The 14,832-nt window shown below is 71.8% G+C and carries 17 protein-coding genes; 3 read left to right on the top strand and 14 right to left on the bottom strand.

All coding sequences use genetic code 11. The features are described 5' to 3' along the window. Window positions 1–25: 25 nt before the first annotated feature. From ygfZ to KO717_RS19795, 13 genes are all read right to left on the bottom strand, one after another. Window positions 26–1,000: a CAF17-like 4Fe-4S cluster assembly/insertion protein YgfZ gene (gene ygfZ, locus KO717_RS19850; protein WP_301369597.1), complete on the bottom strand. Its 975-nt coding sequence runs from the start codon at window positions 998–1,000 to the stop codon at window positions 26–28. Window positions 1,001–1,021: 21 nt separating this feature from the next. Beyond that, window positions 1,022–1,477, bottom strand: a complete 456-nt coding sequence (locus KO717_RS19845) for a Fur family transcriptional regulator (protein ID WP_301369596.1) — start codon at window positions 1,475–1,477, stop codon at window positions 1,022–1,024. A 93-nt stretch (window positions 1,478–1,570) separates the two neighbouring features. Beyond that, window positions 1,571–2,143, bottom strand: a complete 573-nt coding sequence (locus KO717_RS19840) for an FABP family protein (RefSeq protein ID WP_030659031.1) — start codon at window positions 2,141–2,143, stop codon at window positions 1,571–1,573. Window positions 2,144–2,425: 282 nt separating this feature from the next. Further along, a complete protein-coding gene (locus tag KO717_RS19835) occupies window positions 2,426–3,463 on the bottom strand; it encodes a hypothetical protein (protein ID WP_301369594.1) in 1,038 nt (345 codons plus the stop codon). Next, entirely contained in the window at window positions 3,460–4,407 is a 948-nt protein-coding gene (locus KO717_RS19830; protein WP_301369593.1) for a hypothetical protein, read from the bottom strand. The genes KO717_RS19835 and KO717_RS19830 overlap by 4 nt, the downstream gene beginning before the upstream one ends. After that, complete coding sequence (locus tag KO717_RS19825) at window positions 4,404–5,111, bottom strand: hypothetical protein (protein ID WP_301369592.1); 708 nt, start codon at window positions 5,109–5,111, stop codon at window positions 4,404–4,406. Before KO717_RS19825 ends, KO717_RS19830 begins: the two co-directional genes overlap by 4 nt. A 197-nt stretch (window positions 5,112–5,308) precedes the next feature. Next, the gene (locus tag KO717_RS19820; RefSeq protein ID WP_052875676.1) at window positions 5,309–5,572 is read right to left on the bottom strand and encodes a DUF3099 domain-containing protein; all 264 of its coding nucleotides are present in this window, start codon (window positions 5,570–5,572) and stop codon (window positions 5,309–5,311) included. Window positions 5,573–5,717: 145 nt separating this feature from the next. Continuing rightward, on the bottom strand, window positions 5,718–6,008 hold the full coding sequence (locus KO717_RS19815; protein WP_030011783.1) for a DUF1416 domain-containing protein: 291 nt from the start codon (window positions 6,006–6,008) through the stop codon (window positions 5,718–5,720). A 61-nt stretch (window positions 6,009–6,069) separates the two neighbouring features. Next, entirely contained in the window at window positions 6,070–6,915 is an 846-nt protein-coding gene (locus tag KO717_RS19810; RefSeq protein ID WP_030728490.1) for a sulfurtransferase, read from the bottom strand. A gap of 176 nt (window positions 6,916–7,091) precedes the next feature. Continuing rightward, window positions 7,092–7,175 carry a putative leader peptide gene (locus tag KO717_RS37360; protein ID WP_350206375.1) on the bottom strand — a complete coding sequence of 28 codons (84 nt, stop codon included), beginning with the start codon at window positions 7,173–7,175 and terminating at the stop codon, window positions 7,092–7,094. Window positions 7,176–7,336: 161 nt separating this feature from the next. Then, window positions 7,337–8,053, bottom strand: coding sequence for an LmeA family phospholipid-binding protein (locus KO717_RS19805; protein WP_301369591.1), 717 nt, complete (start codon window positions 8,051–8,053; stop codon window positions 7,337–7,339). A gap of 63 nt (window positions 8,054–8,116) precedes the next feature. Beyond that, window positions 8,117–9,700, bottom strand: a complete 1,584-nt coding sequence (locus tag KO717_RS19800; protein WP_301369590.1) for a hypothetical protein — start codon at window positions 9,698–9,700, stop codon at window positions 8,117–8,119. A 10-nt stretch (window positions 9,701–9,710) separates the two neighbouring features. Continuing rightward, complete coding sequence (locus tag KO717_RS19795) at window positions 9,711–9,965, bottom strand: MoaD/ThiS family protein (RefSeq protein WP_030387258.1); 255 nt, start codon at window positions 9,963–9,965, stop codon at window positions 9,711–9,713. 461 nt (window positions 9,966–10,426) lie between these two features. Between KO717_RS19795 and KO717_RS19790 the strand changes: the two genes are divergently transcribed. Next, window positions 10,427–11,224 (top strand): response regulator transcription factor, encoded by a 798-nt coding sequence (locus KO717_RS19790; protein ID WP_301369589.1) that lies wholly within the window; start codon window positions 10,427–10,429, stop codon window positions 11,222–11,224. 78 nt (window positions 11,225–11,302) lie between these two features. Then, the gene (locus KO717_RS19785) at window positions 11,303–12,325 is read left to right on the top strand and encodes a LacI family DNA-binding transcriptional regulator (protein ID WP_301369588.1); all 1,023 of its coding nucleotides are present in this window, start codon (window positions 11,303–11,305) and stop codon (window positions 12,323–12,325) included. Between the two features lie 7 nt (window positions 12,326–12,332). On the opposite strand, the gene KO717_RS19780 is transcribed toward KO717_RS19785, so the two are convergent. Then, on the bottom strand, window positions 12,333–13,394 hold the full coding sequence (locus KO717_RS19780) for a MerR family transcriptional regulator (RefSeq protein ID WP_301369587.1): 1,062 nt from the start codon (window positions 13,392–13,394) through the stop codon (window positions 12,333–12,335). Window positions 13,395–13,535: 141 nt separating this feature from the next. Between KO717_RS19780 and KO717_RS19775 the strand changes: the two genes are divergently transcribed. After that, window positions 13,536–14,789, top strand: coding sequence for a S1C family serine protease (locus KO717_RS19775; protein WP_301369586.1), 1,254 nt, complete (start codon window positions 13,536–13,538; stop codon window positions 14,787–14,789). The last annotated feature ends 43 nt before the right edge of the window (window positions 14,790–14,832 follow it).

Genomic DNA, 14,832 nt, shown 5'->3' with positions numbered 1-14,832 from the left:
CGTCCCGGACGTCCGGCCGCAGGGGTCAGGGGGCTACGACGACCTCCTGCGCGGCGGCCGTCTTCCCGGCCAGCAGCGGCGCGTCGACCGGCACGTTGCGCTTGACCAGCGCGAGCGCGATCGGGCCCAGCTCGTGGTGGCGGACGGCCGTGGTCACGAAGCCCAGCTGACGGCCCTCCTCCCCGTCCGAGGCGAGCCGCACCGGCGTGCCGTGCGCCGGGAGCAGCACCTCCGAGCCGTCCAGGTGCAGGAAGACCAGGCGGCGCGGGGGCTTCCCCAGGTTGTGGACGCGGGCGACCGTCTCCTGGCCGCGGTAGCAGCCCTTCTGCAGGTGCACGGCGGTGCCGATCCAGCCCAGCTCGTGCGGGATGGTGCGGTGGTCGGTCTCCTGGCCGAGCCGCGGCCGGTGCGCCTCGACGCGCAGGGCCTCGTACGCGAGCAGGCCCGCGGCCGGGCCGTGCGCGGCGGCGAAGGACTCCAGTTCGGCGCGGGGCAGGAAGACGTCCCGGCCGTACGCGGTCTCCCGGACGATGTGCTCCTTGTCCTGGGTGACCTCGGCGATGGAGCCGGCCGGCAGGTGCACGACCGCGAACTCCTCCGTGCGGTCGGCGACTTCGACGCGGTAGAAGAACTTCATGGACTCCAGGTAGGCGATCAGCTCGCCCTGGGTGCCCGGCTCCACGTGCGCCCACGTGGTCTCGCCGTCGTCGACGAGGTAGAGCGCGTGCTCGATGTGCCCGTTGGCGGAGAGGATCAGCGCCTCGGTGGCCTGCCCTGCGGGCAGCGCGGTGAGGTGCTGGGTGAGCAGCAGGTGCAGCCAGCTCAGGCGTTCCGGCCCGCTGACGGTGACGACTCCGCGGTGCGAGAGGTCGACGAAGCCGCGCCCCTCCGCGAGTGCGCGCTGTTCGCCGTACAGCTCGCCGTAGTGGGCGGCGACGCCCTCGTCACGGCCTTCGGCCGGTACGGCGCCGGGGAGATGGAGCAAGGGGCTGCTGGTCATGGGACCAAGCGTACGACCCTGCTACGCCTGAGCGGCACGCTGCTTGGCAGCGCATTTGCGGCACAGACCGAAGATCGCGAAGTGCTTCATGTCGGTCTCGAAGCCGAAGGTGGTACGGAGCTTCGCCGTGAACTCGGCGGCGATGTCCACGTCCGCCTCGATGACCTCGGCGCAGTCGCGGCAGACCAGGTGGATGTGGTGGTGCCGGTCGGCGAGGTGGTAGGTGGGGGCCCCGTGCCCGAGGTGGGCGTGCGAGACCAGCTTGAGCTCCTCCAGGAGCTCCAGGGTGCGGTAGACGGTGGAGATGTTGACCCCGGAGGCGGTCTTGCGCACCTCGGCGAGGATCTCGTCCGGGGTGGCGTGTTCCAGGGCGTCGACCGCCTCGAGCACGAGCTGGCGCTGCGGTGTCAGCCGGTATCCGCGCTGCCGCAGGTCGCTCTTCCAGTCAGAGCTTTCGGTGTCCACGCTGCTCCCCACCCGGCCAGTGTATGCGCGCGAAGGGGACCGCGGGCGGTCCCGCGGTCCCCTTTCGCACAGCCTTGCGTACAGCCTTGAGTACAGCCTGTGGACTCAGCGGAAGAAGGCGATGCCGTCGTCCGGCATGTCCGGGAGGTTGCGCGCCATCTCGGCGACCTCCTCGGGCGTGACGACCTTCTTCAGCTGGGCCGACATGTACGGACGCAGCTCGACGTCCGGGGTGGCCTTCTCGCCGACCCACATGAGGTCGCTCTTCACATAGCCGTAGAGCCGCTTGCCGCCGCTGTACGGGCCGGAGGCCGCGGTACGGGCGACCGCGTCGGTGACCAGGTCGATCTGGGGCTTCTGGTCGGCGAGCTCGCCGTACCAGACCTCGACGACGCCCTGGTCACGGACCATGACGATCTCGACCTTGCGGTCCTTGTCGATGCGCCAGTAGCCCGACTCGGACTCCAGCGGGCGCACCTTGTTGCCCTCGGCGTCGAGGACCCAGGTGTGGGAGGTGTACTCCAGGAAGTCCCGGCCGTCGTGGCTGAAGACGACCTCCTGGCCGAAGTTGCACTTCTCCTCACCGGGGAAGTCGAAGACTCCCGCACCCTCCCAGTTGCCGAGGAGGAAGGCGAGGGGGACGAGGCCCGGGTTCAGGTCGGACGGGATCTGGATCATGAATGGCTGCTCAGGCGATCTGTGGGAGGGGTTCCGGGGCGGTCTGCTGGGCGGATGCTCAGCGCTGACCCTGGTACAGCTTCTTGACGGCCAGGCCGGTGAAGGCCATGACGCCGACGCAGACCAGGACCAGCAGGGAGGTGAAGACTGCCTCAAGCACGGGGTGCTCCTCGGAATTCGTTCGGGGGGTACGGGCCGGTTCCCAAGCCTACTGGCCCGGGGCCGGGCGCACGGTGTGAGGTGGCCCGTACCCCGGCAGCCGGCCCGGCTCCGGCCCGGCGGTCAGCTCAGCAGCTGGCTCTGCAGGATCACCGACTGGTGGAAGGTGACGGGAGCCACCTCGCCCTTGCGGGTCTGGATGACCATGCCCAGGACATCACCCGACCGGAGGCACCCGATCTTGGTCTGCTCCTCGCCGAGGAGGGGCTTCACCTCCTGGTACACGCTGAGGTCGGTGCCGTCGAAGTTGGCCGCTCCGGGGAAGTCCAGCGTGGTGCTGTTCATCTGCGTGTTCTTGGCCTTGCTCCAGACGTCGTCCAAATCCAGGGCCGAGACGCCGGTGAACCGTGCGTTGGTGTCGCAGCCCTTGAACGCGTCCACGAAGCCGGACGAGTGGAAGCGCAGCAGGTACACGTGCGTACGCGTGCCGTCCGCCGTGGTCCAGCCGCGGCCGGCGATCTGCCGCAGCCCGTCCCATTCGAGGGACTGCTTCAGCTTCTCGCGGGCCTCGGGCGTGTACTCCTCCAGGAGGGTGTCGACCGACACCGCCCCGTCCTTGTCCGCCTTGACCGCGTCGTCGGCCTTGGCGCCCTCGGGAGCGGGCAGGAGCAGGCCGGTGAGCGGCGCGTAGTGCGTGCCGTCCTTGTTGTCCGGGCCCTGGGGCACCGGGGCGCCGGCGGGCAGCGCGGGCTGGGACAGCACCGGGAACGTCCAGCGGCCGTCGTGCTCGGTGGCGAGGCCCGGGATGTCGGTGCGCTCGGGCTGGGTGATCCCGTACGCCACCCCCGTGCCGACGGCCGCGAAGACGGCGACGGCGGCGGTCCAGCGCAGGGCGGCGAACAGCCTCCGCCGGTCCTTCGGCGGGGCGGGCGGGGCAGCCCAGGGGCTGGGCTCGGTCCCGGCCGCGCCCTCGGCCTCGGCCTCGGTGACGGCCTCGGGCTTCGGGGCCTCGGTCTTCGGGGCCTCGGGGGCTTCCGGGGCCTCCGCGACCTGGGTGACCGCCTCGGTGGCCACCTCGGTCGCCTCCGGGGCGGGTGCGGGTGCGGACGTGGGCTCGGCCTCGGGCGTGGGCACGGCGGCGGTGTCGGTCTGCTCGCTCACGCGGACTCTCCGGGGGACTTGAGGTGGTCGAGTTGCTGCTTGAAGAGGCCCACGGCGTCCTTCACCGCGAATCCCTCGGTCCCGTACATCCGGAAACTCACCATGACGTCTCCCTCGACGGCCAGGCAGTCGAGGGCTTCGATCTTGTGCTTCTTCTTGCCCTCCTTGTTCTCCCTCTCGATGACGAGGGATTCCACCGAGCACTTGGCCTGGGGGTAGCCGTCCACCTTCGGCGCGTCGCCATCGGAACCGACGAGTTCGATGAGCTTGTTGGTGAACTCACCGAACTTGGCGAGCTGTGCCGGGTCGGCCTGGAGGAGCTCGATCTCGGCGGTCGCGTTCCCGTCCCCGTCCCTGCGCGAGTAGCTGCGTCCGGCCAGGCCCTTGAGCTTCAGGTCGGCGAAGGCCTTGTCCCGCTCGGCGCGCTCGCTGCTGGACAGACCCGTACGGGCTTCCTTGAAGCTCTCCAGCGCCCGCTCGCCCGACAGGAAGTAGAAGTTGCCTTCCTTGTCGATGTCGGGGCCGGGCCAGTACCTGTCGGGCAGCGGCAGCAGCTTGGCCGTGAGCGCGTTCGCGGGCACGGACGGCACGGGGGCCTGGGTACCGCCCGTCGTGTGGTCCTCCGCCATCCAGTACCGCGTCGGCGAGGTCCGGTCCGCGTCCTTGAGCGCGAGCGCGGCGCCGACGCCGGCGCCCGCGAGGACGACGACCCCCACGGCCGCCGCCACCAGCTTGACCACCTTGCGGTTCGCCTTGCGCGCGGGACCGGCGGCGTCCTGCGGCGGCTCCTCCCCGGGCCGGACCGCTGCGTCGGCCTCGGCGACGGCCTCGACCCCGGCCTCGGTCACGACATCGGTCACGACATCGGTCCCGGTCCCGGCCTCGGCCTTGACCTCGGTCCCGGCCTCCGTCTCGGCCCCGGTCACGTTCTGCTGCTCGCTCACAGCCGCTCCATCTGTCGCTTGACCAGCTCGACCAGGACGTTCTCGTCGATCTCGCCGCGGTTGTTCGTGTACTTGACGCTCATCACGATGTCGCCGCGCCGGACGACGGCACGGGCCCCCAGGAGCGGGTGGTAGCCGGGCTCCTCGTGCGCCTTCGAGTTGATCCACAGCTGCCCGAAGTCCTCGGGAACACCCGGAACCTCCTTGCCCGCGTTGCCCGCGAACTTCTTGGTGGGCATGTACTCCTCGATGCCCTTCTGGAAGTCCTCGGCTCCGTTGCGGTCGTGGAACTGGAGCAGGTTGATCTCGACGAAGTTCCGGTCGGACTCGGACCACTGCGCGCTGGCGATGCTCTGGACCCGGTTGGAAATGAGGCCGCCGAGACCGCCGGAGGGGTCCTCGAAGTACCCCGCGGAGAACTCGTCGACGGAAGCGCTGCCGGAGAACTCGGTCTTCGCTCCGCCCGGAACGTCCACCAGCTTCTTGGCCAGCTCCTCGTCCGCCTTGTGCCAGCGGTTGGCGTTGGTCGAGCGCCGGGTCGTGGCGTCGCCCATCGCCTGCGGCTGCGGCACGGCCATCTTCTGCTGGGCCAGCGGCGGCAGCGGGGTGGGCTCGCGGTGGTACTGGACCGCGTAGCCGGTGACCGTCCCGGCGAGGACGCCGAGCACGGCCGCGCCCGCGATCAGGAGAGCCGTGCGCCCCACCCGGCGGCGCGGGACCGAAGTGTCCGGCTCCGGTGCACTCTCCCCCTCTTTCCGCTGCTCCGGGATGGTCTGTTCGTGTTCCAAAGGGGTCCCCCACAGGACTGCAGGCGCAGGCTGATTACCCGCGCGTACCCCATGACCCACACCGTGAGGGAGCAGTTGTACGAACGAAGATCACATTCTCGTCTCGTGAGGTTTCAATCCTCGTGACGCCGCTTTCCGTCCAGTTCGTCCCACCACTCGTCGGATTTCGGATCGCCCGAGGGGTCGTCCCACCAGCGGTCGTCCGGGCCGCGCCGGTTGGCGATCATCGCGGCGACCGGCGGAATGACCATGGCGACCACGCACATCGCCACCGCCGCCTCGACCGACCACAGGCGCACGACGGCCCAGGCGGAGACGAAGAGGACCAGGCATCCGCCCATGAGCAGGAAATAGGCGCGCCGGCGCCGGGCGTACATGCCTCAAGGGTAGGTCCGCCGCCCCCGCGCGCAAGGGCTCGGACGGGCGCGGACGGCACGAAGGGCCGCACCCCGTTCCAGTGGCGTCCAACCCCCGGGGGTGCGGCCCTTCGGCCGTTCGATCAGGCGATCACATGTGCGGTGCTCAGACCGCGATCGCCACGTCCGTCACGCCGCCGGCCTCGGCGACGACCACGGCACGGTCCGCCTGGGCACCCGGGACGAGCGCCCGCAGCGTCCAGGAGCCGGTGGCGGCGTAGAAGCGGAACTGGCCGGTCGCCGAGGTCGGGACCTCCGCGGTGAACTCGCCGGTCGAGTCCAGCAGGCGGACGTAGCCGGACACCGGCTCGCCGTCCTTGGTGATCTGGCCCTGGATGGCGGTCTCACCGGGCTTCAGCGTCGCGAGGTCGGGCCCGCCGATCTGTGCTCCACACATGTTCTCTGTCCTGTCCTAGAGAGGTCGTACTACGAGGGGCGTCGCGTGCCCGGTCGTCTGGTTACTTGTTGGCGCCGAGCTCGATCGGCACACCGACGAGCGAGCCGTACTCGGTCCACGAACCGTCGTAGTTCTTGACGTTCTCCTGGCCCAGGAGCTCGTGCAGCACGAACCACGTGAGCGCCGAGCGCTCACCGATGCGGCAGTAGGCGATGGTGTCCTTCGCCAGATCGACCTGCTCCGCCTGGTAGAGGGCGGTCAGCTCGTCGTCCGACTTGAAGGTGCCGTCGTCGTTGGCGTTCTTCGACCACGGGATGTTGCGGGCGCTCGGCACGTGGCCGGGGCGCTGCGACTGCTCCTGCGGCAGGTGCGCCGGGGCGAGCAGCTTGCCGGAGAACTCGTCGGGCGAACGGACGTCGACCAGGTTCAGGGAGCCGATCGCGGCCACGACGTCGTCGCGGAAGGCGCGGATGGAGGTGTCCTGGGCCTTGGCCTTGTACTCGGTGGCCGGGCGGTTCGGGACGTCCTTGCCGTCGACCAGGTCGCGGGAGTCGAGCTCCCACTTCTTGCGGCCGCCGTCGAGGAGCTTCACGTCCTGGTGGCCGTAGAGCTTGAAGTACCAGTAGGCGTAGGACGCGAACCAGTTGTTGTTGCCGCCGTAGAGGACGACGGTGTCGTCGTTGGAGATGCCCTTGGCGGAGAGGAGCTTCTCGAAGCCCTCCTGGTCCACGAAGTCGCGGCGGACCGGGTCCTGGAGGTCGGTCTTCCAGTCGATCCGGACGGCGTTGGTGATGTGGTTCTTGTCGTACGCGGACGTGTCCTCGTCCACCTCGACGATGACGACATTGGCGTCGTTCAGGTGGGCCTCGACCCAGTCGGCGTCTACGAGGACGTCGCTGCGGCTCATGGTGTTCTCCTCCGGGGCAGTGTGCGGCGGGGCGGTGCGGGTGACGCGTAGTGCGTGCCTGCGGGTGCGCTCAAGGTCCTGCGCGGGGAGGCGTCAGGGGTTCAGGAGGCTGGTGCGGTCACGCGGGAAGGGCCTTGGGGCCGTCGTCCGGTCGATGGAGCGGATGCGCTCACAGTTCACATGGATCGACAGAGCATGGCGGCGACGCGACACAGGTCTACTGCCCGTCGCTTCGTGAGGTCCGCCTGCTGATGCTTCATAGCCATGGATCGTAGGGACGAATCAGCCGCCCTGTCACCGGCGTGTCATATAGCGAGACAGGATCGTCCGAATATTGGGATAAGAAGGTCCCGGGCGGCCGCCGCGCCGCCCCCGGGACCTGCCGCGCGGCCCGTCCTTCTGCGGATCGGACCGCACCGTCTCACGATCCGGCCACCACCACGTTCGTGCCGCCCAGCGTGAGGTGGACACCGGCCTCGTCCGAGGTCAGGGACGAGAGCTGGAGTCCGGCCGGCATGCCGCTGCCGAGATCACGGTCGAAATCGGTCTCCTTGCGGATCGCCTTCTCGACCACCGGAACGCCCCCGCCGGGCACCGCGTCGGCGCGCACGCGGACGATCTTGCCGCCCTTTCCGCCCGGCGCGTCCTCAAGGGTGACGGTCGACACCACGCTGTGCGTCAGGACCTTGCCGAAGACGTTCACCGACGCGGTGACCTTCACCTTGCCGGGCGCCCCGCCGTAGGAGAGGGTCGCGCCGCTCTGCGAGGCCGCCGTGAGGTCGGCGTACGTGATGAGCGCGCTGCCTTCGGCCCGGGCGGCGGTGCCGCCGCTGTAATCACCGTTCAGCTTCACGCCCCGGAAGCTCGCGTCCAGCTCCGACAGCCGCGTCTTGCGGTCCTCGGCGGTGACCTCGACGCCCCGCAGTTTGAGGTCGACCCGGTCGAGGTCGCGGCTGAGGACCTGGGTCAGGAAGGGGAAGCCGTGGACCTCCACCTCCGAGGAACCGGCCAGGCCCTGCCGTGCCTGTATTCGGTCGGCCAGCCGGTTCTCGACATAACTCGCGGCCCAGCGGTCCACGCCCACGAACAGGGCCCCCAGAACCACTCCGATGATCACAACGACGCGCAGGAAACGCACGTTCCCTCCCCCTACTAATCGGTACGTGCGTTCTAGTTGACCATGCGGGTCGTCAGGCAGGGATCAGCCCACCACCCGGCCGATCAGGTACACGGCGGGGGCGGCGGCCGCGAGCGGCAGGGCCACACCGGCCGTCATGTGCACGAACTTCGACGGGTAGTCGTACGCCGCCACCCGCAGCCCGACCAGCGCGCACACCCCGGCGACGAGGCCGATCAGCGCACCGCCCGTACCGACCGGGGTGAGCCCGCCGACCGCGATGCCCGCGCCGGCGGCCGCGGCCAGCGAGACGCCGACCGAGGGGGCGGTGGGCAGCGGCAGCGCACGGGCGAACACGGCGACCGCGACGGCCGCGGCACCGACCGTGGCGGCGGCGGAATCCGCCGCGAGATAGCCGGCGCAGATGATGGCGAGGGCGGCCGAGGCCACCGAGGCCATCAGCCCGTACATCCGCTCGTCGGGATCGGCGTGGCTGCGCAGCTGCAGGACGAGCGTGAGCAGCACCCAGGCGCCGAGGGTCCCGACGATCGCTCCGGGTCCGTACGTGGGGTCGACGGCGAGCACGGCCACGTCGGCGACGACGGCTCCGGCGAAGGCCAGGGCGATGCCCTGGCGGGCGGGCCACATGCCGTTCAGGCGGAACCAGCCGGCCGCCGTGAGGCCCTGCAGGGCGATCAGCGGCAGGAGCAGGGCGTACTGCCCGAGGGCGGCCGCCACGGCGAGCAGCAGCCCGAGGACGGCGGTCAGTATGGCGGACTGCGGACCGGGGTCGATGATCGGCGACCGGCCCTCGGCGCGTGCCTGGGCGGGGTCCACGGCGCGCAGGGTGTTGCCGGCGAGGGTGGGAGGGGACCAGGAGGTGATCTCCTGCGGCTCGCCGGGGGCCTCGGCCGGTTCCTCGCCCGGGGTGGCCGCCGCCTGGGGCGTCACGTACGCGGTCCCCTCGGCGGCCGGCGCGTCCACCACCGGCGGCAGGTACGCGGTCTCCTCGACCGGCGGCGACTGCCGGGGCTGGTGCTGCTGGGGCTGAGGCTGCTGGGGCTGAGGCTGTTGCTGGTGCTGCTGCTGGTCGTGCTCGGGGCCCGGGTACGGCGGCAGATAGGCCGTCTCGGCCCCCTGCGGCCAGTCCTGGACCGGAGCCGCGGCGGGCGCCGGAGCCTGGGCCTCGTCCCGGAACCAGCTCTCCGGAGCCACCGGCTGCTGGTGCTGGTGCTCCTGCCGGGGCTGGTACTGCTGGTCGGGCCCGGGGCCCGGGTACGGCGGCAGATAGGCCGTCTCGGCCCCCTGCGGCCAGTCCTGGACCGGAGCCGCGGCGGGCGCCGGAGCCTGGGCCTCGTCCCGGAACCAGCTCTCCGGAGCCACCGGCTGCTGGTACGGCTCGGGGGCCGGGGCGTAGCCGCCGCCGGCGGGGGCGGAGCCGTCCGGCCAGGGGCCCGGGGCGGCCGGGGCCGCCGGGGCCTCGTCGCGGAACCAGCCCTCGGGCGCCACCGGCTGCCCGGGCACCGCGCCCAGCGGCGGATGCACCGGCTGGTGGCTGGTGTCCCAGGTGTCGGACTGCCAGGTCTGGGTCCCGTACGGGTCCTCCTGGTGCTGCTGGTGCTGCTGCTGCGCGTACTGCCGGCGCTGCTGTTCCTCAGGGGTACTCATCGGCTCCCGCTCACCCGCCCGCGAACGGCGGGAGCACCTCGACGGTGCCCCCCTCGGTCAGCGGGACGGAATCATGCGGGCGCTTGCCCACAGGCTCGTCGTTCACGAGGAAGGAGCAGCGCAGCAGCACCCGGGTCAGCTCCCCGGGGTGGCGCTCCCGCACGGCGTCGAGCGCCTCGGCCAGTGTGCCCGCCGAGTACGGCTCCTCCGCCGTCTTGGCCGCGGCCTTGGCCGCCGCCCAGTAGCGGATGGTTCCGGTTGCCACTGCAGCTCCTATCGTCGGCTCTCTACCGTCGGCCTCCATGATGGCCCCTCCCACCGCCGACCCCGGCGTGCCCCGACGCGCCGGGTGTGCGCCCGGACGGCCCCGGGGTACCGGTCGGCGGGCCCCCGATCCGGTGAAACCTGGGCATACGCAGGGCGGGAGCGTGGCATGAACCACAGAAGTGGAAGCGGAAGAAGCCTCGGCCACGTATCGACGGGTGGGCTATTCTGCTTGGCGAGAGGATCCGGGCAACGTTGCCCCCGGGTCCTTTTGTGCTTTCAGCACGTTGAACGGACCGAGAACAGTGGCATCCATGCGGACCCCAGGGCGCGGGGACCGCGGGGGCGCCGGGCAAGACGTACGAAGCAGTACCACGCATGTCCTCGACGGGACCGAGGAGGAACCGACGTGATGGACCAGCGAACCGTGCACCACCGTCCGACCCGGGCAGGTGGTCGGTCGTGAGCTCACTCCTGCTGCTCACCAACGCCCTGCAGCCGTCCACCGAGGTGCTGCCCGCACTCGGCCTGCTGCTGCACAACGTCCGGGTCGCCCCGGCCGAGGGCCCCGCCCTGGTGGACACCCCGGGAGCCGATGTCATCCTCGTGGACGGCCGCCGCGACCTGCCGCAGGTGCGGTCGCTGTGCCAGCTGCTCCGCTCCACCGGACCCGGCTGTCCGCTGATCCTGGTCGTCACCGAGGGCGGCCTGGCGGCCGTCACCGCCGACTGGGGCATCGACGACGTCCTCCTGGACACCGCGGGTCCGGCCGAGGTCGAGGCGCGGCTGCGCCTGGCCACCGGCCGTCAGCAGCTGGGCTCGGACGACTCCCCGATGGAGATCCGCAACGGCGACCTGTCGGTGGACGAGGCCACGTACTCCGCCAAGCTCAAGGGGCGGGTGCTGGACCTCACCTTCAAGGAGTTCGAGCTGCTCAAGTACCTCGCCCAGCACCCGGGCCGGGTCTTCACCCGCGCCCAGCTGCTCCAGGAGGTGTGGGGCTACGACTACTTCGGCGGCACCCGGACCGTCGACGTGCACGTGCGGCGGCTGCGCGCGAAGCTCGGCCCCGAGCACGAGTCCCTGATCGGCACGGTACGCAACGTCGGCTACCGCTTCGTCACGCCGGAGAAGGTCGAGCGGGCGGCGGCGGAAGCGGCGGCCCAGGCGGCGGCCAAGGCCGCGGCCCAGGCCGCCGAGCGGACGGCACCGCAGACGGCCGCGCAGACCACCGCGCAGCAGGCTTCGTCCGTCACCTGATCGGCCGAACGCGCTGTGACCATCCACTCGGCAGGACGCCCTGCCCAGAGGTAGGTCACCCCGCGTAGACTGCCGCGCGTGGCCAAGGTGACGCGGGACGACGTGGCGCGACTTGCGGGTACCTCTACCGCCGTCGTGAGCTACGTCATCAACAACGGACCCCGGCCGGTTGCCCCGGCCACGCGCGAGCGTGTCCTCGCCGCGATCAAGGAGCTGGGCTACCGCCCGGACCGGGTCGCCCAGGCGATGGCGTCGCGGCGCACCGACCTCATAGGCATGATCGTCCCGGATGCCCGCCAGCCGTTCTTCGCGGAGATGGCGCACGCGGTCGAACAGGCCGCCGCCGAGCGCGGGAAAATGGTGCTGGTCGGCAACTCCGACTACCGCACCGAGCGCGAGGTCCACTACCTGCGGGCCTTCCTCGGCATGCGGGTGTCGGGCCTGATCCTGGTCAGCCAGGGCATGAGCGAGCAGGCCGCCAGCGAGATCGAGGCCTGGGACGCGCGGGTCGTGCTGCTGCACGAGCGCCCGGAGGCGATCGACGACGTCGCCGTCGTCACGGACGACATCGGCGGCGCCCAGCTCGCCACCCGCCACCTGCTGGAGCACGGCCACGAGTACGTGGCCTGCATCGGCGGCGTCGAGAACACCCCGTCCGTCGGCGACCCCGTCGCCGACCACGTCGAGGGCTGGCGCCGGGCCATGCAGGAGTCCGGCCGCTCGGTCGAGGGCCGGCTCATCGAAGCCCCGTACAACCGCTACGACGCGTACCGGGTCGCCCTGGAGGTCCTGGCGCGGCCCGACCGTCCGACCGCCATCTTCTGCGCCACGGACGACCAGGCGATCGGTGTGCTGCGCGCCGCGCGCGAGCTGCGCATCGAGGTGCCCGGGGAACTGGCCGTCGCGGGCTTCGACGACGTCAAGGAAGCCGCCCTCACCGACCCGCCGCTGACCACGATCGCCTCGGACCGCCCGGCGATGGCCCGCGCGGCCGTGGACCTGGTCCTGGACGACGGCCTGCGCGTGGCCGGCTCCCGGCGGGAACGGCTGAAGCAGTTCCCCTCGGCGCTGGTGGTCCGCCGCTCCTGCGGCTGCCGCTGAACGCGGGTCACGCGTCCAGCGTGCACGGCATCAGCAGGGAGAAGGCGTCCTCGGTGCCGGAGCGCAGCAGCACCAGCGGGGCCTTGGGGCCGACGTACTCCAGCAGCATGTCGTCCCCGACGGCGAGCGCCTCGATGAGGAAGGCGGGGTTGACCCCCACCAGGTCCCCGTGGGCGCCGGAGCCGCAGCCGGACTCGGGGCCGGACCCGAAGGCCTCGTCGGCGACGGTCACCGTGTCCGTCAGGACGAGGGCGCACCTTTCGCCGTCCTGCCCGGCCAGACCCTTCCGCAGCGCCGGCACGTCCAGCGGGATGCGGCGCCCCTCGGGCAGCCGCGTCAGGCGGCGGTAGTCGGGGAACTCCTCGCCCAGGCCCTGCCCGGCGACCCGGCCGCCCTGCGTCTCCAGCTCGATCCCGTCCCCGTCCACGGTGAGCAGGGCCGGGAAGTCGCCGGTCAGCAGCGCCCGCATGGCGTCCACGAGCGGGGCGGGCACGGTCAGCTGGACCCGCTCACCGCCGTGGCCGGTGGCGGACGCGCGGGCCACGGCCATCCGGTAGCGGTCGGTGGCCACGACGCGCAGGTCTTCCCCCTCCACGTCGAAGAGGACCCCGCCGAGCACCGGCAGCTCGGGGTCGGTCCCGACGGCGAAGCGTACGGAGTCCAGTGCGGCCGCGAACTCCGTGGCGGGCAGGGTCAGCCGGGCGGTGCGGGTGGTCGTGGTCATGGTGCTCTCCTTGTGTCCGAGCCGGGCGCGTACCGCGGAGAGCGCGCCGCGCGCATCGGCGAGCTCGCGTTCGAGCCGCCGCAGGTGCCCGTCCAGCAGCCGGGGCACCAGGCCGGTGTCCCCGCCGGACCAGGCCGCCAGGACCAGCCGGACGTCCGCGAGCGGCATCCCCGCCTGCCGGAGCCGGGCCAGCAGCCGGGCCTCGTCGAGCTGTTCGGGCGCGTACCAGCGGTATCCGGTCCCCGGATCCACCCGGGCGGGCGGCAGGACGCCCACCCGGTCGTAGAAGCGCAGCGCGCTCACGCCCAGCCCGCTGTCGCGGCCCATCTCGCCAATGCTGTGCATCTCGCTCTCCACACCCGTGACTCTGGGACCTCCACCAGGTCGAGGGTCAAGGCCGGTTCTCGTGTCGGTCGCAGGCGGTTCTGTCGGGCTTCTCAGGCCTGACTCAGGAAGCTCTCATGATCTCCGGCCAGAGTCGTTGTCATGACCGACAGCTTCCGCCGCGAAGGCGAGTACCCGCAGGAGAACAGCCCGGCCCAGCACGCGCCGTTCGGCGAGGACTGGCAGCGCGGGGGGAACAGCCCGGCCCAGGAGGCCGGAACCCGGTCCGGAGCCGAGGCCGGAGCCGGGGCGGGCGCCTACCCGCCGCCGCCCTCGTACCCGCCTGCCGCGCCCGGCCGGCACGAGGCGCACCGGCCGCCGGTCATCCCGGGCGGGACGGTCCCGGCGGCCGGGGACGCCGGCGGCGGTGAGGGTGGCGGCCCCGGCCGGGCCGCCCACGCCGCGGCCCCCGCACCCCGTGCCAAGCGGCCCGTCGCGCTGCTGGCCGCCGTCGCGCTCGCCGCGGCCCTGGTCGGCGGCGGCACCGCGGCCGCGGTCCAGCAGCTGATGGACCGGCAGGCCGCGAGCACCGGCGGGGTCGACGGCACCACCGTCTCGCAGTCCAGCTCCGGCACCGTCGCCGGCGTCGCCGAGCAGGTCAGCCCCTCGGTCGTGCGCATCGACGTCCGCACCGGCTCCGGCCAGGGCACCGGCTCCGGCATCGTCCTCACCGCCGACGGCGAGATCGTCACCAACAACCACGTGGTGAGCGGCGCCGCCGAGATCCAGGTGACGATGAGCGACGGCAAGAAGTACCCCGCCAAGATCGTGGGCACCGATCCCGACAAGGACCTGGCCCTGATCAGGCTCCAGGGCGCCTCCGGGCTGAAGCCCGCCACGCTCGGCGACTCCGGCGGCGTCAAGGTCGGCGACCAGGTCGTCGCCATCGGCTCGCCCGACGGCCTCACCGGCACCGTCACCAGCGGCATCGTCTCCGCGCTGAACCGCGAGGTGAAGGTGCCGAAGTCGGAGCAGCAGTCCCCGCAGGGCCGGCAGCAGGGCGAGGACAGCTGGCCGTTCTCCTTCGGCGGCCGCCAGTTCAACGGGGACACCGGCTCCGACACCACCTCGTACAAGGCCCTCCAGACGGACGCCTCCCTCAACCCCGGCAACTCCGGCGGCGCCCTCGTCGACATGAACGGCCGGATCGTGGGCATGCCGTCGGCGATCTACTCCCCCGCCTCCGGCAACTCCGCCGCCGGCAGCGTCGGCCTCGGCTTCGCCATCCCGGTCGACACGATCAAGGCCGACCTGGACTCCCTGCGCAAGGGCGGCTCCGGCGGCGCGGGCTCCTCCGGTACGGGCGGCGGATCCGGCGCCGGCTCCGCCGCGAACGGCTTCGGCACCAGCTTCTGACCCACCCGTGCGAGGCTGGAGACGCCGTCACGCGCCGCACTCC

It is taken from the genome of Streptomyces xanthophaeus (assembly GCF_030440515.1).
GTDB classification, from domain to species: domain Bacteria; phylum Actinomycetota; class Actinomycetes; order Streptomycetales; family Streptomycetaceae; genus Streptomyces; species Streptomyces kutzneri.
The sequence above is the reverse complement of the archived record's forward strand: the minus strand, read 5'-3'. Positions and strand labels throughout refer to the sequence as shown.